This is a genomic window from Nocardioides lacusdianchii (assembly GCF_020102855.1).
Lineage (GTDB): Bacteria > Actinomycetota > Actinomycetes > Propionibacteriales > Nocardioidaceae > Nocardioides > Nocardioides lacusdianchii.
The window spans coordinates 102,848-124,139 of the sequence record NZ_JADHZD010000006.1 but is presented as its reverse complement, the minus strand read 5'-3'; the positions used below and the strand labels follow the sequence as shown (position 1 = coordinate 124,139).

Sequence of the window (21,292 nt, the reverse complement as noted above, 5' to 3'; positions counted from 1 at the left end):
TGCCCGTGCTCAGCCCTTCTCCATGAACTCCGACGCCGCCGAGCGCTCGACCTCGGCGACGGCGTCGGCCAGGTCGGGCGCCTGCGCCAGCGCAGGATCCTCGGAGAGTAGCGCCTCCGCGGCCTCGCGGGCACGCACGATCGTCTTCTCGTCCCGCAGCACGCGCAGGGAGACCAGCCCCGAGCGGAAGCCGGACTGGCTGGCGCCGAGCACGTCGCCCTCGCGCCGCTGCTCGAGGTCGACGCGGCTCAGCTCGAAGCCGTCGGTGGTGGACGCGACGGCGTCGAGCCGGTCGCGCGCGGGCGAGCCGAGCTCGGCGTGGGAGACCAGCAGGCACAGCCCCGGCAGGCCGCCGCGACCGACGCGACCGCGCAGCTGGTGCAGCTGGGAGACGCCGAAGCGGTCGGCGTCGAGGAGCACCATCGTGGTGGCGTTGTGCACGTCGACGCCGACCTCGATGACGGTCGTGGAGACGAGCACGTCGACCTCGCCCGCGGCGAAGGCGCGCATCGTGCGGTCCTTGTCGTCGGGGGCCAGGCGGCCGTGGAGCACGGCGGTGCGCAGTCCCGCGAGCGGCCCCGCGGAGAGCTCCGCGTGCACCTCCTCGACCGCGGCCAGCGAGCGCTTCGGGGCGATCTCGGCGCCGTCCTCGTCGAGGTCGAGCTGGTCGCGCTCGCCCTCCTCGCCCGCGTCGCCGGAGATGCGCGGGCACACGACGTAGACCTGGTGGCCCTTCTCGACCTCCTCGCGCACCCGCTGCCACACCCGCTCGATCCAGGTGGGCTGGTCGGCCAGCGGGACGACGTTGGTCTGGATGGGGGCGCGACCCGCGGGCAGCTCTGCCAGCACGGAGGTCTCGAGGTCACCGAAGACGGTCATCGCGACGGTGCGCGGGATCGGCGTCGCCGTCATCACCAGCACGTGGGGCGGGGTGCCGGCCTTGTCGGTCAGCGCGGCGCGCTGCTCCACGCCGAAGCGGTGCTGCTCGTCGACGACCACCAGGCCGAGGTCGGCGAACTCGACGTTGTCCTGCAGCAGGGCGTGGGTGCCGATGACGATGCCGGCCTCGCCGGTCACGATGCGCAGCATGGCCTCCTGGCGGGCCGCGCGACCCATGGAGCCGGTGAGCAGCACGACGCCGGTGGCCTCGGCGGCCCCGCCGAGCATCCCGCCCTGCGCGAGGTCGCCGAGCATCGCGGAGATGGAGCGGTGGTGCTGCTGGGCCAGGACCTCCGTCGGGGCGAGCAGCGCTGCCTGCCCGCCGGAGTCGACGACCTGGAGCATCGCGCGCAGGGCGACCAGGGTCTTGCCGGAGCCGACCTCGCCCTGGAGGAGGCGGTTCATCGGGTGGTCGCGGGCCAGCTCTCCGGCGACGACCTCGCCGATCTCACGCTGTCCCCCGGTGAGCTCGAACGGCAGCCGGGCGTCGAAGGCCGCCAGGATCCCGTCGGGCCGACCGGCACGTGATCGGGCGCCCTGCTCGCGGTGCGCGGCGCGGCGCCGCGCGAGCACGAGCTGGAGCACGAGCGCCTCCTCGAAGCGGAAGCGCTTCTGCGCCGCACCGAGCTGGCTCCAGTCGTCGGGGCCGTGGATCCACCGGAGCGCCTGCATGACGGTGAGCAGCTCGAAGCGCTCGCGGAGCTCGGGGGTGAAGACGTCGGGCACGCCGGTGACGAGGTCGAGGGTCGCGGCGATGACCTTCTGGAGGTCCCACGTGTAGAGCTTGGCGGTGAGCGGGTAGACCGGGATCAGCTTGCTGAGCATCGCCCCCTCGTCGCCGTCGAGCGCGAAGCCGTGGGCCTGCTCGAGCTGCCAGCTGCCGCGGAACTGCTTGGCCTTGCCGGTGAAGAGCGCCCTGCTCCCCCACCCGAACTCGGCCTCGTGCCGGTCGGCGAGGTTCTTGTAGGGGCTGAACAGCGTCACGGAGAAGTCGGGGCCGTCGGTGCGCAGGCGGATCGTCGTACGCCACTGGCGACGGTTGCCGGCGCTGAACGGGGCACTGGAGCACGAGCGCACCTCCCCCACGATGGTCAGCTGCTCGCCGACGACCGGGGTGGCGACCTCGGAGAGCTCGGTCGCGGCGACGTAGCGGCGCGGGAAGTGGCGCAGGAGGTCACCGACCGAGCGCAGGCCGAGGCCCTCCTCGGCGAGCTTGCGCTTCTTGTGCGAGCTCCCGAAGACCGCCCCGATCGGGCTGTCCGGCGTGATGGCGACCATGGACGGCGCTCACTCGACGCTGACGAGCAGCGGGTAGCGGGGCTGGCCTCCGTGGTGGACGGCGACGTCGACGTGGGGGTGGCGCTCCTCCACGTGGGCGGCGACGGCCGCAGCGAGCTCGACCCCGCCCTCGCCGGAGACGATCGTGACCAGCTCGCCGCCACCGGCGAGCAGGCGCTCGAGGACCTCGTCGGCCACCACCTCGAGGTCGGAGCCGACGACGGCGAAGTCGCCGGCCACCACGCCGAGCGCGTCACCGGGCTCGCACGGGCCGGCCATCGTGATGGCCTGACGGGCGGCGACGGTGACCGCGCCGTGGCGGGCATGGCGGGCGGTGGCGGTCATCTCCCGGACGTCGGCGTCGAAGGCGCGGCCGGGCTCGTGCACCGAGATCGCGGCGAGCCCCTGCACCTGCGCCTGGGTGGAGATCACCTCCACGGAGATGTCGTGCTCGGCCTCGGCGGTGCGCGCGGCGATCTCCGCGGCGCGGACGGTGTCGCTGTCGTTGGGCAGGACGACGACCTCCGCGGCACCGCACCCGGTGATGGCCTCGAGCAGCTGTCCGGTCGAGGGACGCTGGCCCGGCCCGCCCTCCACGACGACGGCGCCCGCGGACTCGAAGAGCTCGGCCAGGCCGGGGCCGGCCGCCACGGCGACGACCCGGCGCCCGGTGCGGTCCGAGGTGCGCTGGCGCGCGGCGGCCACCTGCTCGGCGAAGTGCGTGACGCGGATCCGGTGCGGCCGGCCGGCCGTGATCCCGGCCTCGATCGCGGCCCCGACGTCGTCGACGTGCACGTGGACGTTCCACAACCCGTCGCCGCCGACCACGACGAGGCTGTCGCCCAAGCCGGCGAGGGTCCGGCGCAGCTCGCCGATGCGCTCGTCCTCGACCTCGGCGCCGACGTCGAGGAGGTACATCACCTCGTAGCCCGGGCCGTCCTCGGTGAGGTCGTCACCGGGCACGGCAGCGGCCGCGACTGGGATGAGGTGCGTGCCGATGGGGGTGGTCCACGGCATCGGCCGGCGACCGGTGGCGGTGGTCTCGACCGCGTCCAGCACGACCGTGAGACCGCGACCGCCCGCGTCGACGACGCCCGCCTGGGCCAGCACGGCCAGCTGCTCCGGCGTACGGGCGAGGGCGGTGCGGGCCGCTGCCGCTGCCGCGGTGAAGACGTCGCGGGCGCGGGCACCCGGGCGCTCGGCCACCGCCAGCGCGGCGTCGGAGGCGGCACGCGCGACGGTGAGGATCGTCCCCTCGACCGGGACGCCGACCGCGGCGTAGCTGGCGTCCGTGGCCGAGGCCATCGCCGCGGCGATGGTCTGCGCGCGACGGTCCTCCAGCCCTGCGGCCGCGAGGTGGGTGACGTAGCCGCGGAGCATCTGGCTGAGGATCACGCCGGAGTTGCCACGCGCCCCCATCAGCGCGGCGCGCGCCAGGAGCGCCATGCCGGCCTCGAGACCCAGGTCGGGGTCGGCGGCACGGGCCGCGCGCAGCTCGTCGCGGGCCGCGGAGACGGTGAGGAACATGTTGGTGCCGGTGTCGCCGTCGGGCACTGGATAGACGTTGAGCGCGTCGATCTCCTCGCGCGCCGAGGACAGCGCATCGGTGGCGATGTCGACGAACCGGGCGACCGCTTCGAGGGTGATGCCGTGGGTGACTGGCTCCATCGAGTCGGTGTGCTCCCGGGTGTGCTCCGGCCGCCGTGCGGGTCGGTCGTGTCTGGTGTGCTGGGCCTGGCTGGTGCGACCATGTGTCGCGCGCCACAGGGTAGTGCCCCGGTCCGACCGTGCCTGCGATTTCCTCCCCCGGACGGTCCTCGGCTACTCTTCTGCGGTTGCCTGTTGCTGCCACCTGGCGGTGTGCAGGCTGTGGATCTCTCTATCAACCTCGAACGGATCGGAGTGCACGGTGGCTGCCGTCTGCGACATCTGCGCCAAGAAGCCGGGCTTCGGAAACAACCGTCCCTGGTCGCGCAAGATCACGAAGCGTCGCTTCAACCCCAACATCCAGCGCGTCCGGGCGACCGTGAACGGCACGCCCAAGCGCCTCAACGTCTGCACCGGCTGCCTCAAGGCCGGCAAGGTCTCCCGCTGACCTGACCAGACTTCTGCAAGGCCCCCGTCGCTCTGCGGCGGGGGTCTTGTGCTTGTGGGGGCCGTTGCATGAGTCACCGCTTGAGCGGTGACTCCCGCGCGGACCGGCCGTTGCAACGGCCCGACCGCGCCGGACTTCCCCCACCCCCGTGGCTCGAGTTGCTGGTGGGACCCGCCCTGGCGGTTGAGTCTCCTGGAGACTCAGCCCCGAGCGCGGCTCAGAAGTGGGTCCAGCCGGTGGGGCCGTCGTACGCCGCACCGTCGACCGTCACGCCCTCGCCCTCTCGCACCTCGCCGACGACCTGCCAGCCGGCGGGCACCGCGGCCGCGTCGGGGAAGGTCGCGAGCAGCGCGTGGTCGTCTCCCCCACCGAGGATGAACTTCATCGGGTCCGCCCCCAGTGCCGCGCCGACGGCCTGCAGCGGCTCGGGGATCGCGAAGGCGTCGGTGCGCACGTCGATGGCCACTCCGCTGGACTCGGCGAGGTGGCCGGCCTCGGCGAGGAGGCCGTCGGAGATGTCGATGAGGGACGTCGCGCCGGCCTCGGCAGCCTGCTTGCCGGCGGCGTACGGCGGCTCCGGGCGGCGGTAGGCCTCGACGAGCACCCGCGGCGAGCGGAACCCGCGCCCGAGGACGGCCAGGCCGCCTGCGGCCCAGCCCTGCCGGCCGACCAGCGCGAGGACGTCGCCGGGCTGCGCTCCCGAGCGCAGCACCGGCGCCTGGGTGCACTGGCCGAGCACGGTCACCGCGATCACGAGTTGGTCGGCGCGGGTGAGGTCGCCGCCGACGACAGTGGCGCCGACGCTCGCACACTCCTCGGCGAACCCGCGCGCGAAGTCGAGCGCCCATGCCACGGGGAGGTCCGCCGGTGCCGCCAGGCCGATCGTGAGGTGGCGTGCGGTGCCGCCCATGGCGTTGATGTCGGAGAGGTTCTGCGCCGCGGCTCGGTGGCCGATGTCGGAGGCGCTGGCCCAGTCGCGGCGGAAGTGGCGGCCCTCGACGACCATGTCCGTCGACACCACCACGTGGCCGTGCTTGATGCGCAGGACGGCGGCGTCGTCGCCCGGTCCGACGAGCACGTGCTCGTCGCCCTCGAAGATCTTCACGAGCTCGGAGATCAGGCCGAACTCACCTGCCTCGCCGAGGGTCGCGTCCGGAGTGAGGGCCATGGCTCCATCCCACCAGACAGCACGGTGATCACAGTGACCCATCCCCTGTCGGCCCGCCCGCGCCGCGCGGTAGGTTGGCCCGGACACACCCGCTGAACGAGACCGAGGAGTCCACGATGGTCGTCCAGGCCTACATCCTGATCCAGACCGACGTCGGCAAGGCCGCCGAGGTGGCCAAGGCCATCGCGCAGGTCAGCGGCGTCACGCTTGCTGAGGACGTCACCGGTCCCTATGACGTTATCGTCCGCGCCGAGGCGAAGAACGTCGACGAGCTGGGCAAGCTCGTGGTGTCGAAGGTCCAGAACCTCGACGGCATCACCCGCACGCTGACCTGCCCGGTCGTCCACATCTGACCCGTCCCACAACGAATCACGTGCACCCCCGCCGACGCCTCGGCCCCTCCACGGGCCGGGGCGTCGTCGCGTCCGCAGCCGCCTGCCTCGCCCTCACGGCCTGCAGTCCCGGGACCACCAGCATCGAGGAGCACGACCTCTCCGGTGCCGACCGTGCCGCGTGCGAGGCACTGGTCGCGGACCTGCCCGACACCCTTGCCGGCGAGACGCGGGCCGAGGTCGAGCCCGGCGGCGGGCCCGGTGCGGCGTGGGGCGATCCGGCGTACGTCCTCACGTGCGGCGTCCCGGAGCCCGAGGACTACGAGCCGACGGCCGAGTGCAGCGTCATCAACGGCGTGGGGTGGTACGTCACCGACGACCAGCTCACCGACCAGTCCGAGGACGCGACGCCGATCGCGCTGACCCGTACGCCCTACGTCGAGGTGCGGGTGCCGGCCGACTACCGCACCGAGGGCATCGACCGCGCTCTCGCCGAGCTCGCGCCGCTCCTGGAGGAGCACCTGGACGAGGGCGTGCCCTGCCTCTAGGACCTAGCGCGCCTCAGCGCAGGCCGGTGTCGCGGCGCAGCGCGAGCTGGAGCAGCCGGTCGACGAGCTCGGGGTAGGTCATCCCGGTGGCCGCCCAGAGCTGGGGGTACATCGACGTCGGCGTGAAGCCGGGCATGGTGTTGAGCTCGTTGATCACCAGCGAGCCGTCGGGCATCACGAAGAAGTCGACGCGGGCCAGGCCCTCACAGGAGAGCGCCTCGTAGGCGCGGACGGCCATCGCCCGCAGCTCCTGCTCGGTCTCGGCGGGGAGCACCGCGGGGATGTCGATCTCGGTGTGCTGGTCGGCGAGGTACTTGGCCTCGAAGTCGTAGAACTCGTGGTCGCCGCCCGTGCGGACCTCGCCGGGCCGCGACGTCTCCGGCGGTCCCTCCAACGTGCCGAGCACACCGCACTCCACCTCGCGCCCGCCCTCCATCGACTGCTCGACGAGGACCTTCGGGTCGTGGCGGAAGGCCTCCTCGAGGGCCGCCTCGACCTCGCCTGCGTCGTGGAGCTTGCTGATGCCCATGCTCGACCCGGCGCGGGCCGGCTTGGCGAAGGACGGGAAGCCGAGGTCCTCGATCCGCGAACGAGCGCCGACCGGGTCCTGCTCCCACTCCGAGCGCGTCACGACGATGCCGGGGGTGACGGGGAGGCCGGCGGCCTGGAGGACGACCTTCATGTAGGCCTTGTCCATGCCGACCGCGGAGGCCAGCACGCCGGAGCCGACGTAGCGCACGCCCGCCATCTCGAGCATGCCCTGCAGGGTGCCGTCCTCGCCCCACGGGCCGTGCAGCAGCGGGAAGACGACGTCGACCTCACCGATGACCGACGGGACGCTGGCCGGCTCGGTGACCACGAGGTCCGTGCCGGTGGTGGCGCCCATCAGCGCGACCGGCGAACGTGCGCCGTCGACGGCAGGCAGGTCGCTGCCGTGGATCGCGAGGCGGCCCGGCTCGTCGACCTCGAGCACCCATCGTCCGTCGGCGGCGATGCCGACCGGCACCACGTCGTACGCCTCGCGGTCGATCGCGGCGAGCACGCTCCCCGCGGTGACGCACGAGATGCCGTGCTCGGAGGAGCGCCCGCCGAAGACGACGGCGACCCGGGGCTTGCGACCGGTCTTGTGCGAGGAGGTGTCGTTCATCGGCACGACCCTATCCACCTACGCTTGCCGACATGGCTCACGACCCGCAGCACAGGCCCGGCACCATCGCTGTGACGGCCGGGCGCCCCGACAAGGCGCCCGACGCACCGCTCAACACCCCGATCACCATGGCCGCGACCTACGTCGCGGGCGGCGAGGTCGAGTACGGCCGCTACGGCAACCCGACCTGGACGGCGCTGGAGGACGCGCTCGGCGCGCTCGAGGGTGGCCGCTGCCTCACCTTCGCCTCCGGCCTCGCGGCCGTGGCGACCGTGCTCGACCTCGTGGGCGCGGACGGCAAGGTCGTGGTGCCGCGGCACGCCTACACCGGCACGATCATGCAGCTCGGCGACCTCGAGTCGCGCGGCCGGCTGCGCGCCGAGCTCGTCGACATCACCGACACCGAGGCCGTGGTCGCCGCCTGCGCCGATGCCGCCCTCGTGTGGCTGGAGTCGCCCACCAACCCGGCGCTCGAGGTCGCGGACATCGCGACCATCACCGCCGCCGCCCACAAGGCCGGCGCCTACGTCGTGGTGGACAACACCTTCGCCACTCCCCTGCTCCAGCGCCCGCTCGAGCACGGCGTCGACCTCGTCGTGCACTCCGCGACCAAGTACCTCGCCGGCCACTCCGACGTGCAGATGGGCGCGATCGTCACCGGCGACGACGACCTCTGGACGGTGCTCAAGGGCCGGCGCGACCTCGTCGGTGCGGTCCCGGGGCCCTTCGAGGCATGGCTGACACTGCGCGGCCTGCGCACGCTGCACCTGCGGGTCGAGCGCGCCCAGTCCAACGCCGAGGAGCTCGTACGCCGACTCGGGGAGCACCCCTCACTGTCGGAGGTCCGCTACCCGGGCTTCGGCGGCATCGTCAGCATCGTGCTCGCGCAGGGCGAGATGGCGGCCGACCTGCTCTGCCGCAAGACCCGCCTGTGGGTGCACGCCACGTCGCTGGGCGGTGTCGAGTCGACGCTCGAGCGCCGCCGCCGCTGGAAGGCCGAGGCCGCGACCATCCCCGAGGGACTGGTGCGCCTCTCGGTCGGCGTCGAGGACGTCGAGGACCTGTGGGACGACCTGCGCGACGCGCTCGACGGGTGCGTCGGCTGAGGCGGCCGTGACCTCCGTGTAACGCTTCGGCGCCATGGGGCGAAGAATGGGCATGGAGCCACCACCCCACATCCCCGCCATCGGCCGGGATCCCGACGCCCTCGACGCGTTCTACCGTCAGCACCTGCCGTGGGTACGTCGATTCGTGGCGCGTCGCGTCGACGACCCGCACACCGCCGCGGACCTGACGGCCGACATCTTCCTCGCCGTCATCGACGGCGCGGCCGGCTACCGGCCCGACCACGGCAGCCCTACGGCATGGCTAGCGGGGATCTCGCGCAACGTCGTCGCCGGCCACCATCGTCGCCGTGCCCGCGAGGGCCGCGCGCACGCCCGCATCAGCGGCCGGGCCCTGCTCGATGAACACTCCGCCGAGCTCATCTCGGACCGCATCGACGGTGAGCGCCTGGCACGCGAGCTCTACCGCTCGCTCGAGGCACTTCCGGACAATCAGCGCGCGGTCGTCGAGCTCGTCGCTGTCGACGGGCTCAGCCTCACCGAGGCCGCGCTGGCGCTCGGCATCTCGGCCGGCAACGCGCGCGTGCGCTACCACCGGGCGCGCGCCCGGCTCCAGGAAGTCCTTCCCAGCCCCTTCGAGGTGATCGCATGAGCCCCCTGTCCGAACCCCGTCTCGATCCCTTCGAGGACCGGCTGCTCGCAGAGCTGCGCCAGGCGGTCACTGCAGCGCCCGCGCGTCGACGTACGCGTCGCCCGATCGCCGTCGCTGCGGCGGTCGCCGCCTCGGCACTGGTCGGCGTCGTGCTCGTGCCGGGCCTCGGCACCACGCCGGCGTACTCGGTGCAGGAGGGCAATGCCGGGGAGATCGTGGTCGAGGTGAACCGTCCCGAGGACGCCGCAGGGCTGGAGCAGGCGCTCGGTGAACGCGGAGTCGCGGCGGACATCACCTACCTGCCGGACCTGCAAGAGTGCGCCTCCGGCCGCTTCACCGAGGTCGACCGAGAGGTCGGCCTGTCACTGTCGATCGGCGAGGACCTCGTGCGCGTGACCCTGCCGCCCGGCGCGGTCCGTGACGGCGAGACCTTCGTGATGGTGCTGTCGGTGGAGGCGATGACGCAGGACGAGCTCGCCGAGGTGGCCGAGCGTGACGACCAGCGGGTGGTGGAGGGCACGAGCTCCTCGGTGTCCGCCGAGGTCGCGAGCGGTCCGGTCCGTCAGTGTCAGCCTGTGCCAGGCGCGGGCTGAGAGCGATCTGGCAACGTCATGAGAGCTGGCGGTTGGAACCACCAGTTCTCATGACGTTGTGCAAAACCCACCGAGCGAGCGGGCTCGACGCGGCTAGACCACCGAATGAGGTGCCCTGAGCTCCTGCGTCGCATCGGGCAGGTCTCGATACAGCTCCGTCGGGGCTTCGTTCCTCAGCACCGGGAGCCACTCGACCACCGATGAGCTGCCCTGAGCTCCTTCGTCGCTCAGTGCAGCTCGGGCTTGGTGTCGCGCGCGATGAAGGAGTTCATCATGTCGAGCGCGGTCATCCGGCCGTCGACGACGGCGTCGACGGCCTGCGCGATCGGGGCGTCGACGCCGACGCTGTCGGCCAGCGCGAGCAGCGACTTGCAGGACTTGGCGCCCTCGGCGACCTGCCGCGTGGAGGCGTAGATCTCCTCGGTCGTCATGCCCTGGCCGAGGCGCTCGCCGAAGGTGCGGTTGCGCGAGAGCGGCGAGGAGCAGGTGGCGACGAGGTCGCCGAGACCCGCGAGGCCCATCAGCGTCAGGGGATTGGCGCCCTGCGCCGTGGCGAGGCGCGCGGTCTCCGCGAGTCCGCGGGTGATGACGGAAGCGGTGGTGTTGTCGCCGAAGCCGAGCCCGACGGCCATGCCGACCGCGAGGCCGACGACGTTCTTGTAGGCGCCGCCGATCTCGCACCCGAGCACGTCGACGGAGGTGTAGGGCCGCCACGACGGGCCGTGCGTGATCGCCTGCAGGTGCTTGGCGCGCTCCTCGTCGACGCACGCGACGACGGACGCGGCCGGCTCGCGGCGCGCGATCTCGCGGGCGAGGTTGGGTCCGCTGATGACCGCGATGCGGTTGGCGGACGCGTCGGTGACCTCCTGGATGACCTCGCTCATCCGCATCAGAGTCCCGAGCTCGACGCCCTTCATCAACGACACCAGGGTCGCCTTCTCGGGCAGGATCGGCGCCCAGGCGGTGAGGTTCTCGCGCAGCGACTGCGACGGGACGGTGAGCACGACGACGTCGGCATCGGCGGCGACCTCCTCGGGGTCGGTCGACGCGCGGATCGAGGGCGGCAGCTCGATGCCGGGCAGGTAGTCGGTGTTCTCGCGGCGCTCGTTGACCGCTTCGACCACCTCGTCGCGGCGCGCCCACAGGGACACGTCGTTGCCGGCATCGGCCAGGACCAGCGAGAAGGCGGTGCCCCACGATCCGGCACTGAACACTGCGATCTTCGTCATCGGGTGTGCTTCCTCTTCGTCCGGTGGGGGTCGTACGGGTTGCCGGTCTCGCGTACGCCGCTGCGGCGCGGGTCGAACCGGTCGGTCGGGGGCGTCTCGCCGCGGAGGTCGGCCACGAGGGCGGTGATGGCCGTCATGATCCGCTCGGTGGCCTGCGCCGTCGTCTCCGGCGAGTGCGGGCCGGCGACCAGGTCGTCGAGGGCCACCGGGTCACCCGCCAACATCTGGATGTTCTTGCGCGGCACGAGGTGCGGGCGCTTGGTGTAGGGCGGCAGGACCTCGTGCGCGCCCCACTGGCCGACCGGAATCACCGGGCAGCCGGTGGCCAGCGCGATGCGCGCGGCGCCGGTCTTGCCCTTCATCGGCCACAGGTGCGGGTCGCGGGTCAGCGTGCCCTCGGGGTAGATCACGATGCACTCGCCCTCACCGATCGCCCTCACCGCGGCGTCGTAGGCACCGACCGCGTTGCGGGTGAGCCGCTCGACGGGGATCTGCCCGGCAGCGGAGAGGAGACCCCCGAGGAACTTGTTCCTGAACAGCCCCGACTTGGCGAGGTAGCGCGGCACCCGTCCGTGGTCGTAGACGAAGTGCGCGGACAGCAGCGGGTCGACGTGGGAGATGTGGTTGAGGGCGATGATGCAGCCGCCGGTGGCGGGGATCTTCTCGCCGTCGATCCAGGTGCGCGACGTGGCCGTCAGCAGGGTCGGCTTGAGGATCGAGGCCGCGAAGGTGATCGCCCAGCCGCGCGGCTGCTCCAGCTTCCTGACGCGCACCGTCACCTCCCGCTCCCACGGGCCACGCCCGGACGCTCCCTGCGTCGCGAGCAGGCTACTCGGTCACCCGCCCCCCGGGACCCCAGCGGCACGCTGGTCCCGGGTGGCAGGATCCGTGGTGATGTCCAGCTCCCTGCCGACCGATGCCGACGCGCCGCGCTGCGTGGTCGTCGTACCCGTCAAGCCGCCGGCGCACGGCAAGTCCCGCCTCGTCGGGCTCGACGACGAGCAGCGTCGCGAGCTGGCCGAGGCGTTCGCGCTCGACACCGTGCAGGCCGCCGTCGCGACGCCCGGCGTCGCACGCGTCCTCGTGGTCACCGACGACTTCCGCCTGGTCGCACCGATGCGCGCCCTCGGCGCCGAGGTGATGCCGGACGGGGCCAGCGAGGACCTCAACGAGACCCTCGTGCAGGCCGTCGCGGAGGTCGTACGCCGCTGGCCGGGCGCGGTGCCCGTCGCGCTGTGCGCCGACCTGCCCGGCCTGCGCTCCGCCGAGCTCGCCGCGGTCCTGGTGGACGTGGTGGCACGCGTGGATGCCGGTGACGCCGCCTTCGTGAGGGATCGCGCCGGCACGGGCACGACGACGTACGCCGCTCCTGCCGCACACTTCGCGCCGCAGTTCGGAATGGCTTCGGCGGAGCGCCACGCGGCGTCGGGGGCGGTCGAGGTCGGCGCCTCCGCGCGGAGCCTGCGTGCCGACGTCGACGACATGGTCGACCTCGGCGCCGTCCTCGTCGGCGGCGTGGGACCGCACACCACCCGGGCAAGCGGGAGGCGGGCCACCCCGCTGGGGTGACCCGCCTCGTCGCGGTCCAGGAGTGCTGGAGCGTCAGGACTTCTTGGCAGTCTTCTTGGCCGCAGTCTTGTTGGCCGGCGTCGCCTTCTTGGCGGGAGCCTTCGTGGCGGTCGACTTGCTCGCAGTCGACTTGGCGGCCGTCTTCTTGGCCGGGGTTGCCTTCTTCGCAGGCGACGTGGAAGCAGCCGTCGTCTTCTTCGCGGGCGTCGCCTTCTTCGCCGTGGTGGTCTTCGACGCCGTCGACTTGGTGGCAGGGGCCTTCTTGGCGGCGGTCTTCTTGGCGGGCGCTGCCTTCTTCGCCGGCGTCGCCTTCTTGGCGGGCGCCTTCTTGGCGGCCGTCTTCGTGGCCGGTGCAGCCTTCTTCGCCGGCGTCGCCTTCTTGGTCGCGGCACCGGTGACGGCGGCAGCAGCCGCGCGCACGCTGGCCGGCGGCTTCGGCATCGTGGCGGCCGTCAGCTTCGGCAGCTTCTTGGCGCCGGCGACGACGTCCTTGAGCTCCTTGCCCGCGGAGAACTTCGGCACGGCCTTCTTCTTGGACTTCATCCGCTCACCCGTCTGCGGGTTGCGGACCCAGCGCGCGTTGCGGACGGCCTTCTCGAACGAGCCGAAGCCGGTGATGGCGACCTTCTCGCCCTTGGCCACCTCACGGGTGATGGTGTCGAGCACCGACTCCAGTGCGTGGGCCGCCTGCTTGCGGTTCCCCTCGTAACGCGCGGCGAGCGCGTCGATGAGCTCTGACTTGTTCACTAGCTTCCCTTCCCAATGAACCTGAGCCGAGCTCGTGCTCGACCTTCTGCAAGGCACGCTAGGCACATGGGAGGGTGAGGACAATCACCATCGCCCTTGTTTGTGGGGCTTTTTCAGGCCGTGACGGGCTTCCAGCTCGGCCGCGACGCCTCGAAGTCGGTGATGTCGGCGTCGTGGCCGAGGGTGATCCCGATGTCGTCGAGGCCCTCCAGCAGGCGCCAGCGGGTGTAGTCGTCGATGTCGAAGGAGTCCTCGACGGCGTCCTCGCCGGCACCGGCGCGGACCGTACGGCTCTCCAGGTCGACGGTGACCTCGCCGCCCGGGTTGTCCTCGAGCCAGTCCCACAGGCGCTGCACGACCTTCTCGTCGACCTGCGCCGCGACGAGCCCGGCCTTGCCGGAGTTGCCGCGGAAGATGTCGGCGAAGCGCGAGGAGATCACGGCCCGGAAGCCGTAGTTCTGCAAGGCCCACACGGCGTGCTCTCGCGAGCTGCCGGTGCCGAAGTCAGGACCCGCGACCAGCACGGAGCCGCTGGCGTAGGTGGGGTCGTTCAGCACGAAGTCCGGGTCGTTGCGCCAGGCGGCGAACAGCCCGTCCTCGAAGCCGGTGCGGGTCACGCGCTTGAGGTAGACCGCGGGGATGATCTGGTCGGTGTCGACGTTGCTGCGCTTCAGCGGGACGCCGACGCCGGTGTGGGTGGTGAACTTGTCCATGGGAAACCTTTCGGAGATCGAGTAGCCGCCGAGGAACGAGGCGGCGTATCGAGATCAGGCCAGCGCAGCCAGGTCGGCGGGCGACGAGAGGGTGCCGCGCACGGCGGTGGCGGCGGCGACGGGCACGGACACCAGGTGCGTACGACCGCCCTTGCCCTGCCGTCCCTCGAAGTTGCGGTTCGACGTCGAGGCGCTCCGCTCACCCGGGGCGAGCTGGTCGGGGTTCATGCCCAGGCACATCGAGCAGCCGGCCCCGCGCCACTCCGCGCCTGCGGCGAGGAAGACCTTGTCGAGGCCCTCGGCCTCGGCCTGGAGGCGTACGCGCACCGAGCCGGGCACCACCAGCAGGCGGGTGTCGTCGGCGACGTGGCGACCCTCGAGGATCGACGCCGCCAGGCGCAGGTCCTCGATGCGGCCGTTGGTGCAGGAGCCGACGAAAACGGTGTCGACCTTGACCTCGCGCAGCGGCGTGCCGGCCTCGAGACCCATGTAGTGCAGGGCCTTCTCGGTCGCGACCTTGTCGTTGGGCTCGTCGAAGTCGTCGGGGCTCGGGATGGTGGCGCCCAGCGGCGCACCCTGGCCGGGGTTGGTGCCCCACGTGACGAACGGCGTCATCGTGGACGCGTCGAGCTCGATCTCACGATCGAAGACTGCGTCGTCGTCGGTGCGCAGGGTCTTCCAGTGAGCGACGGCAGCGTCCCAGTCGGCGCCCTTCGGCGCCTCGGGCTTGCCCTCGATGTAGTCGAAGGTCGTCTGGTCGGGCGCGATGAGGCCCGCCTTGGCGCCCCACTCGATCGACATGTTGCACACGGTCATCCGGCCCTCCATGGAGAGCTCCTCGATGGCCTGGCCGCGGTACTCCACGATGTAGCCCTGGCCGCCACCGGTGCCGGTGTGGGTGATGAGGGTGAGCACCATGTCCTTGGCGGTGACGCCCTCGGGCAGGCTGCCGTTGATCGTGACGGCCATTGTCTTCGGACGGGCCTGGGTCAGGGTCTGGGTGGCGAGGACGTGCTCGACCTCGGAGGTCCCGATGCCGAAGGCGATCGCACCGAAGGCGCCGTGCGTGGAGGTGTGCGAGTCGCCGCACACGATCGTCATGCCGGGCTGCGTCAGGCCGAGCTGCGGACCGACGACGTGCACGATGCCCTGCTCGACGTCGCCGAGCGGGTGGAGGCGTACGCCGAAGTCGGCGCAGTTCTTGCGCAGCGTCTCGACCTGCGTACGGCTCACCGGGTCGGCGATCGGCTTGTCCCAGTCGACCGTGGGGACGTTGTGGTCCTCGGTGGCCAGCGTCAGGTCGGGGCGGCGGACCGTGCGACCGGCGAGGCGCAGGCCGTCGAAGGCCTGCGGCGAGGTCACCTCGTGGAGGAGGTGGAGGTCGATGTAGAGCAGGTCGGGCTCTCCCGGGGCGCTCCGGACGACGTGCTCGTCCCAGACCTTCTCGGACAGGGTCTTGCCCATGACACAAACTCCTTCTGCTCCATTGCGGTAGGACGACGCTACATCTTGCATCCCACTCTCTGAGATGAGAATATCGGCATATGGACAACGGATCTGGTGTCGGCGTGCTGGACAAGGCCGCCCTCGTGCTCGCGGCCCTCGAGGCCGGACCGGCCACCCTCGCCGGGCTCGTCGCCGGCACCGGGCTGGCCCGCCCGACCGCCCACCGCCTCGCGGTCGCGCTCGAGCACCACCGCCTCGTCGCCCGCGACATGCAGGGCCGCTTCGTGCTCGGCCCCCGCCTCTCCGAGCTCTCCGCGGCCGCCGGCGAGGACCGCCTGCTGGCCGCCGCCGGGCCCGTGCTGGCACGGCTGCGCGACATCACCGGCGAGTCCGCCCAGCTCTGGCGCCGCCAGGGCGAGCACCGCGTCTGCGTGGCCGCCGCCGAGCGCCCCTCGGGCCTGCGCGACACCATCCCGGTCGGCTCGCAGCTGACGATGAACGCTGGGTCGGCCGCGCAGATACTGCTGGCATGGGAGGACCCCGAGCGCATGCACCGCGGCCTCCAGAACGCCGCCTTCTCCGCCACCGCGCTCTCCGGCATCCGCCGTCGCGGCTGGTCGCAGTCCGTCGGCGAGCGGGAGCAGGGCGTCGCGTCGGTCTCGGCCCCGGTCCGCTCCCCCGGCGGCAAGGTCATCGCCGCCGTCTCGGTCTCCGGTCCGCTCGAGCGCCTCTCGCGCCAGCCGGGCCGCATGCACGCCCCCGCCGTGCTCGCCGCCGCCGACCGGCTCTCGGAGTCGTTGCGCCGCGCTGCGGCTGAGTGAGGCGGCTGAGCACCGCTGCTCTGTGCCGCGCCCGATCGTCCGCGTGAGGATGAGTCCATGAGACTCCTCCTGGCTGCCATTGTCCGACTGGTCGTCATGGGAGCCGGCCTGGCCGCCTACTACGCGGCCCTGCCCGCTCTCTTCCCGGGCTCCAACGACGCCAACATCGGGGCCGGCCTGCTCGCGTTCGCCGGAATCGTCGTGGTGAGCCTCGGCTGGGCCTTCGCCGACGCCCGACGCCGCGGATCGTCGTCCACGGTCGCAACCTGGGCGATCGTCGCGGTCGCGTTCGGAGTGCTGTGGCTCGTCGGGCTCGCCACCCTCGAGGCGGACGACAGCGTGTCCCTGTCCGAGCGGCTCAGGCTCGACGCCTTCCTGGTGGTCTTCACCGCGGGCCTCGTCCTCCTACCTGCTGCTCTGGGCGCAGCGCTCGGCGACAGGTCGCGCAATTCGGAGTGAGGAGCTCGCAGCTCAGAAGAGAGCATCCTGCTCCAGCTCCAGGAGCTGCTGCTTGCGCTCGAGCCCGCCGGCGTAGCCGGTGAGCGTGCCGTTGGCACCGATCACCCGGTGGCAGGGCACCACGATCGGGATCGGGTTGCGCCCGTTGGCCAGGCCGACGGCGCGCGAGGCAGCGTTCGTCATGCCGAGACGTCCGGCGATCTCGCCGTAGGACGCGGTCTCGCCGTAGCCGATGCGGCCCAGCTGGTCCCACACCCGCTGCTGGAAGTCGGTGCCGACGGGCGCGAGCGGCAGGTCGAAGTCGGTGAGCTCACCGGCGAAGTACGCCGTCAGCTGGCGCGTCGCCTCGGCCAGCACGGGCTCGTCGTCCGACCGGGCTCCCAGCGGGCGCCCGTCGGCGGGCGGGCGGAAGGGCGAGAACTCGATCGCCACGATCGAGCCGTCGCGCTCGACCACGCGCAGGTCGCCGATGGGCGAGGGCAGCACGGTCCACATGTCAGGTCTCCTTCGCCGGGCGGGGCGCCGCGGTCGGATGGTGGTCGGGTGCAGGGGTCGGCGGCATGAGCGGGTTCCACAGGTGCATCAGGGCGTAGGTCCGCCACGGTCGCCAGGCGTGCGGGTCCGGCGCGGTGCCGCCGGCAGCCAGGTCCGCCAGCACCCGCCGCACGGCGAGGTCGGTGGGCAGGAAGACGTCGGGGTGGCCGAGCGCCCGCATGGCGACGTAGTCCGCGGTCCACGGCCCGATCCCGGGCAGCGCGAGCAGCCCGCGGCGTACGTCGTCGCGGTCGGGGCCGCGGTCGAGCACGACCTCGCCGCCCGCCAGGGCGCTCGCCAACCCGACGAGCGCGCGACCGCGCGCCCGTGGCATCGGCAGGGTCTTCGGGTCGACGCCGGCCAGCGTGACGGCATCGGGGAACAGGTGGGTGAGGCCCGGGACGGGCGAGTCGACCGGGCGGCCGTGGGCGGCCACGATGCGCCCGGCCACGGTGCGCGCGCCGGTGACGCTGACCTGCTGGCCGATGACCGTGCGCACGGCGGTCTCGTCGCCGTCGACCTGGCCCGGGACGCGCAACCCCGGTGTGGCGCGGACGAGGTCGCCGAGCACGGGGTCGGCGCCGAGGTGCGCGTCGACGGCCCCGGGGTCGCAGTCGGCGTCGAGCAGGCGGCGTACGCGCTCGCTGGCCGCGGCGGTGTCGCGCAGGTCGGCGAGCCAGAACTCGGCCTCCACGAAGCCGGTGCCGCCCTCGCCCGGCAGGTCCTCGAGGTGGAGACGGACCGTGCCGGGCCCGTGCGGCAGGTCCAGGGTGCGGGCGTAGCAGCCGGGTGCGGCCACCTCGACACCCGGGACGAGGTGGTAGGCGAGGAAGTCCAGGAGCCGTCCCCCGGCGAAGGGCGTGCGCACGGCCAGCCGCATGGCCAGGGAGCCCGACGCCCGGCCGTCACGCGGTGTGCGCCGGTTCCCCCGCAGCAGGGTCGGTGAGGCGTCGTAGACCTCGCGGACCGTCTCGTTGAACTGCCGCACGCTGGCGAATCCGGCCGCGAAGGCCACGTCCGTGATGGCCAGGTCGGTGGTCTCGAGCAGGATCCGCGCAGTCTGGGCACGACGGGCGCGGGCCAGGGCGAGCGGCGTGGCACCCAGCTCCTGGCTGAGCAGCCGGCCGAGGTGCCGCGGGGTGTAGCCGACCCGACGGGCCAGGCCGTCCACCCCCTCGCGGTCGACGAGCCCGTCGGCGATCAGCCGCATCGCGCGCCCGGCGACGTCGGCGGCGACGTCCCACTCGGGGCTGCCCGGTGTGGCGTCGGGCAGGCAGCGCTTGCAGGCGCGGTAGCCGGCGGCGTGGGCGCTCGCGGCCGTGGCGTGGAAGGTCACGTTGGCGACCGCCGGTGTGCGCGCCGGGCAGGAGGGCCGGCAGTAGATCCCGGTGGTGCGGACGGCCGTGTAGAACACGCCGTCGAAGCGCCGGTCCCGGCTCTGCACCGCGCGGTAGCACGCGTCGGTGTCGAGGTGTCCGGACGGCGTCATGCCCCGAGTCTGACGACTCGGGGCATGAGAGACCAGCGGAAATCGGACACGGCCGTCTGCGCTCAGGCGCCGGGGCGGTAGCGGCGCTCAGGACGCCCGGCGCCGCCGTACTGCAGGCGCACCGACGCCGACCCGCGGGCCACGAAGTGCTCGAGGTAGCGCCGGGCCGAGACCCGGGAGATGCCGACGACGTCGGCGCACTCGGCCGCGGAGAGCTCACCGGCCTCCTCCAGCGCCGACGCGACCAGGTCGGCCGTCTGCGGGCTCAGTCCCTTCGGCAGCGTCGCCGCGGGTGCGGGCGCGGCCACCCCGAAGACGGCGTCGATGTCCTGCTGCCCCGGTGCGGCCGACCCCGACAGGGCCAGGTAAGCGGACCGGAAGGACTCCAGGCGCACCCGCAGGTCGTCGTAGTCGAAGGGCTTGACGAGGTAGTGGACCGCTCCCCCGGACGCCGCCGCGCGCACGGTGTCGGCCTCGCGGGCCGCAGTGACCACGAGCACGCCGACGTCGTCGCCGTCGGCGCGGAGGCGGCGCAGCACCTCGATGCCGGTCATGTCGGGCAGGTGCACGTCGAGCAGGACGAGGTCGGGCCGCAGCCGGGCGATGTCGGCGAGCGCGGCCTGGCCGCTGCTGGCGACCCCGACGACCCGGAAGCCGGAGGTGCGCTCGACGAACTGGGTGTGGATGCGCGCGACCATGAAGTCGTCGTCGACGACCAGCACGCCGACCTCGTTCACGTCGCCTCCACGCCTGTCCGGATCCCTGCCTGCGCCCCGGGCAGTTCCGCCTCGAAGACCGCGCCCGTGCCGTCGGCACCGGCGCGGACGGTGACCGCGCCTCCTCGACGCTCGCAGACGACCTGCACGAGCGCCAGCCCGACACCCCGTCCCTCGTCAGTGGATGCCTTGGAGCTCCAGCCCCGCTCGAAGATCGCGCCGACCTGGTCCGCCGGGACGCCGGGGCCGGTGTCGGCCACCGTGATCTGCACCGCGTCGTCGCCGAGCAGCAGGGCGACCTCGACGCTCGCGCCGCCCACCGAGACCGAGGCGTCCACCGCGTTGTCGACGAGGTTCCCCAGGACCGTCCCGACGTCGGTGGAGGACTCCGGGTCCAGACGCGGCAGGTCGCTGTCCTTGCGGACGCGGAGGTCCACCCCGCGCTCGGCGGCGAGGCTGGTCTTGGCGATCAGCAGCGCAGCCACGGCGGGATCCTCGACGTGGGCGAGCACCGCGTCGGAGATCTCGGCACGACGGCGGCTCAGGGTGCCGACGAGCCGCAAGACCTCGTCGTACTCCCCCAGCTGCACCAGGCCGGAGATGGTGTGGAGCTGGTTGTGGAACTCGTGGGTCTGCGCGCGCAGGGTGTTGGTGATGGACTGGCGCGCGCTGAGCTCGCTCTGCAGCGCGAGCAGCTCGGTGCGGTCGCGGAGCGTGGTCACCGACGCGACGCGACGGCCACGCTCGACCACGGGGTTGCGGTTGACCACCAGGACCCGGTCACCGATCACCACGACGTGGTCGCGGATCTCGGCGTCGTCGGCGAGCAGCGCGCGGATCGCCGGGTCGAGGGCCAGGTCGTCGACCCGGAGTCCCTCGACGTCGCCCTCGAGTCCGATCAGCTCGCGCGCGCTGTCGCTCAGCACCGTGATGGTGCCGTCGTCCGCGACGGCGACCACGCCCTCGCGGATGGAGTGCAGGAGTGCCTCGCGCTGGTCGGCGAGCGCCGCGATGTCGGCAGGCTCCAGGCCGCGCGTACGCCGCCGGATGAGGCGCGAGAGCAGGAAGGAGCCGGCCATCCCGAGGCCGAGCCCGAGGCCCGCGAAGGTCAGCAGGTCGGGCAGGATGCTGCGGGCGCGCTCGCCCCACGTCGGGTACTCCTCGGCCACCATCGCGATGCCGACCAGCTCGAGCTTGCGGTTGATGATCGGCACCTGCGCGGCGATCGACGGCGTACCGAAGTCGTCGACGTCGCCGGTCCACGCACGCAACCGCTGCACGGTGCTGCCGGACAGGTCGATGCGGCGGCCGCGGCCGTCGAAGTCGCTGCTGACCAGCACCACGCCATCGGGATCGGTGAGGTAGACGCCGCTGGCCTGGAAGCGCTGGGTCGACGACGTGAGCGAGGAGCGGTTGGTCTCGACCGTGCCCGTGCGGAAGGAGAGGCGCACGATCTTGGTGTTGGCGAGGTTCTCGGCGTCCTCCCGCAGCGCCGCCCCGCGGGTGTCACGGAAGTCGGCGTCGCTCTGCTGCACCGACACGACGCTCGCGACGGCGACGACCACGAGCAACACCGTCAGCTGCAGCACGAGGAACTGGCCGGCGAGGGTCGCCGGCCACAGCCGCGAGCGTGACCACAAGTTCCACAACCTCCATTGCTTTCCCAAGCGTGACGAGCACCACACGCAGTCTCCACCATCGACGGGTCGGCCCCTGCCGGGACCGGCCCGAGAGACCTGAGAGATCGGAGTGC

The 21,292-nt window shown here is 72.5% G+C and carries 22 protein-coding genes; 9 read left to right on the top strand and 13 right to left on the bottom strand.

The window, feature by feature from the left end; all coding sequences use genetic code 11:
• Positions 1 to 9 precede the first annotated feature (9 nt).
• Entirely contained in the window at positions 10 to 2,217 is a 2,208-nt protein-coding gene (locus IRX98_RS10895; protein ID WP_224276630.1) for an ATP-dependent DNA helicase RecG, read from the bottom strand.
• 9 nt (positions 2,218 to 2,226) lie between these two features.
• Positions 2,227 to 3,885, bottom strand: a complete 1,659-nt coding sequence (locus IRX98_RS10890) for a DAK2 domain-containing protein (protein ID WP_224276628.1) — start codon at positions 3,883 to 3,885, stop codon at positions 2,227 to 2,229.
• A 241-nt stretch (positions 3,886 to 4,126) separates the two neighbouring features.
• On the opposite strand from IRX98_RS10890, the gene rpmB reads away from it, so the two are divergent.
• Complete coding sequence (rpmB, locus tag IRX98_RS10885; RefSeq protein WP_056602600.1) at positions 4,127 to 4,312, top strand: 50S ribosomal protein L28; 186 nt, start codon at positions 4,127 to 4,129, stop codon at positions 4,310 to 4,312.
• Positions 4,313 to 4,529: 217 nt separating this feature from the next.
• Here the strand turns inward: rpmB and IRX98_RS10880 are convergent, their stop codons facing one another.
• Positions 4,530 to 5,480: a thiamine-phosphate kinase gene (locus IRX98_RS10880; protein ID WP_224276626.1), complete on the bottom strand. Its 951-nt coding sequence runs from the start codon at positions 5,478 to 5,480 to the stop codon at positions 4,530 to 4,532.
• 116 nt (positions 5,481 to 5,596) lie between these two features.
• Between IRX98_RS10880 and IRX98_RS10875 the strand changes: the two genes are divergently transcribed.
• Together IRX98_RS10875 and IRX98_RS10870 are read left to right on the top strand one after the other, a co-directional pair.
• A complete protein-coding gene (locus IRX98_RS10875) occupies positions 5,597 to 5,833 on the top strand; it encodes an Lrp/AsnC family transcriptional regulator (protein ID WP_091196254.1) in 237 nt (78 codons plus the stop codon).
• Positions 5,834 to 5,853: 20 nt separating this feature from the next.
• Positions 5,854 to 6,360 (top strand): DUF3515 domain-containing protein, encoded by a 507-nt coding sequence (locus tag IRX98_RS10870; RefSeq protein ID WP_224276624.1) that lies wholly within the window; start codon positions 5,854 to 5,856, stop codon positions 6,358 to 6,360.
• A gap of 13 nt (positions 6,361 to 6,373) precedes the next feature.
• Here IRX98_RS10870 and IRX98_RS10865 read toward each other — a convergent pair whose 3' ends face one another.
• Positions 6,374 to 7,507, bottom strand: a complete 1,134-nt coding sequence (locus IRX98_RS10865; protein WP_224276622.1) for a D-alanine--D-alanine ligase family protein — start codon at positions 7,505 to 7,507, stop codon at positions 6,374 to 6,376.
• Positions 7,508 to 7,539: 32 nt separating this feature from the next.
• On the opposite strand from IRX98_RS10865, the gene IRX98_RS10860 reads away from it, so the two are divergent.
• The 3 genes from IRX98_RS10860 to IRX98_RS10850 are packed head-to-tail and all read left to right on the top strand — an operon-like array spanning position 7,540 to position 9,816.
• Positions 7,540 to 8,613 carry a trans-sulfuration enzyme family protein gene (locus IRX98_RS10860; RefSeq protein WP_224276620.1) on the top strand — a complete coding sequence of 358 codons (1,074 nt, stop codon included), beginning with the start codon at positions 7,540 to 7,542 and terminating at the stop codon, positions 8,611 to 8,613.
• A gap of 52 nt (positions 8,614 to 8,665) precedes the next feature.
• Positions 8,666 to 9,223, top strand: coding sequence for an RNA polymerase sigma factor (locus tag IRX98_RS10855; protein WP_224276618.1), 558 nt, complete (start codon positions 8,666 to 8,668; stop codon positions 9,221 to 9,223).
• Positions 9,220 to 9,816, top strand: coding sequence for a hypothetical protein (locus tag IRX98_RS10850; RefSeq protein ID WP_224276615.1), 597 nt, complete (start codon positions 9,220 to 9,222; stop codon positions 9,814 to 9,816). Before IRX98_RS10855 ends, IRX98_RS10850 begins: the two co-directional genes overlap by 4 nt.
• Before the next feature lie 227 nt (positions 9,817 to 10,043).
• Here the strand turns inward: IRX98_RS10850 and IRX98_RS10845 are convergent, their stop codons facing one another.
• A complete protein-coding gene (locus IRX98_RS10845) occupies positions 10,044 to 11,045 on the bottom strand; it encodes an NAD(P)H-dependent glycerol-3-phosphate dehydrogenase (RefSeq protein WP_224276613.1) in 1,002 nt (333 codons plus the stop codon).
• Positions 11,042 to 11,824: a lysophospholipid acyltransferase family protein gene (locus tag IRX98_RS10840; protein WP_224276611.1), complete on the bottom strand. Its 783-nt coding sequence runs from the start codon at positions 11,822 to 11,824 to the stop codon at positions 11,042 to 11,044. The genes IRX98_RS10845 and IRX98_RS10840 overlap by 4 nt, the downstream gene beginning before the upstream one ends.
• 115 nt (positions 11,825 to 11,939) lie before the next feature.
• Between IRX98_RS10840 and cofC the strand changes: the two genes are divergently transcribed.
• Positions 11,940 to 12,614 carry a 2-phospho-L-lactate guanylyltransferase gene (gene cofC / locus IRX98_RS10835; protein ID WP_224276609.1) on the top strand — a complete coding sequence of 225 codons (675 nt, stop codon included), beginning with the start codon at positions 11,940 to 11,942 and terminating at the stop codon, positions 12,612 to 12,614.
• 33 nt (positions 12,615 to 12,647) lie between these two features.
• On the opposite strand, the gene IRX98_RS10830 is transcribed toward cofC, so the two are convergent.
• From IRX98_RS10830 to leuC, 3 genes are all read right to left on the bottom strand, one after another.
• Positions 12,648 to 13,361 carry an HU family DNA-binding protein gene (locus IRX98_RS10830; protein WP_224276607.1) on the bottom strand — a complete coding sequence of 238 codons (714 nt, stop codon included), beginning with the start codon at positions 13,359 to 13,361 and terminating at the stop codon, positions 12,648 to 12,650.
• A gap of 113 nt (positions 13,362 to 13,474) precedes the next feature.
• Positions 13,475 to 14,074 (bottom strand): 3-isopropylmalate dehydratase small subunit, encoded by a 600-nt coding sequence (gene leuD, locus IRX98_RS10825; protein ID WP_224276605.1) that lies wholly within the window; start codon positions 14,072 to 14,074, stop codon positions 13,475 to 13,477.
• A gap of 54 nt (positions 14,075 to 14,128) precedes the next feature.
• Positions 14,129 to 15,538, bottom strand: coding sequence for a 3-isopropylmalate dehydratase large subunit (gene leuC, locus IRX98_RS10820; RefSeq protein ID WP_224276603.1), 1,410 nt, complete (start codon positions 15,536 to 15,538; stop codon positions 14,129 to 14,131).
• Between the two features lie 80 nt (positions 15,539 to 15,618).
• Here leuC and IRX98_RS10815 point away from each other — a divergent pair, with 80 nt between their 5' ends.
• Together IRX98_RS10815 and IRX98_RS10810 are read left to right on the top strand one after the other, a co-directional pair.
• Entirely contained in the window at positions 15,619 to 16,341 is a 723-nt protein-coding gene (locus IRX98_RS10815; protein WP_207082043.1) for an IclR family transcriptional regulator, read from the top strand.
• Between the two features lie 57 nt (positions 16,342 to 16,398).
• The gene (locus tag IRX98_RS10810) at positions 16,399 to 16,800 is read left to right on the top strand and encodes a hypothetical protein (RefSeq protein ID WP_224276602.1); all 402 of its coding nucleotides are present in this window, start codon (positions 16,399 to 16,401) and stop codon (positions 16,798 to 16,800) included.
• Positions 16,801 to 16,812: 12 nt separating this feature from the next.
• On the opposite strand, the gene IRX98_RS10805 is transcribed toward IRX98_RS10810, so the two are convergent.
• The 4 genes from IRX98_RS10805 to IRX98_RS10790 all read right to left on the bottom strand — a co-directional run bounded on the left by IRX98_RS10805 (position 16,813) and on the right by IRX98_RS10790 (position 21,179).
• Positions 16,813 to 17,295, bottom strand: a complete 483-nt coding sequence (locus IRX98_RS10805) for a methylated-DNA--[protein]-cysteine S-methyltransferase (RefSeq protein ID WP_224276601.1) — start codon at positions 17,293 to 17,295, stop codon at positions 16,813 to 16,815.
• A gap of 1 nt (position 17,296) precedes the next feature.
• Positions 17,297 to 18,823: a DNA-3-methyladenine glycosylase 2 family protein gene (locus IRX98_RS10800; protein WP_224276600.1), complete on the bottom strand. Its 1,527-nt coding sequence runs from the start codon at positions 18,821 to 18,823 to the stop codon at positions 17,297 to 17,299.
• 62 nt (positions 18,824 to 18,885) lie between these two features.
• Positions 18,886 to 19,560, bottom strand: a complete 675-nt coding sequence (locus tag IRX98_RS10795) for a response regulator (protein WP_224276599.1) — start codon at positions 19,558 to 19,560, stop codon at positions 18,886 to 18,888.
• Positions 19,557 to 21,179 carry a sensor histidine kinase gene (locus tag IRX98_RS10790; protein WP_224276598.1) on the bottom strand — a complete coding sequence of 541 codons (1,623 nt, stop codon included), beginning with the start codon at positions 21,177 to 21,179 and terminating at the stop codon, positions 19,557 to 19,559. The genes IRX98_RS10795 and IRX98_RS10790 overlap by 4 nt, the downstream gene beginning before the upstream one ends.
• Positions 21,180 to 21,292: the final 113 nt, after the last annotated feature.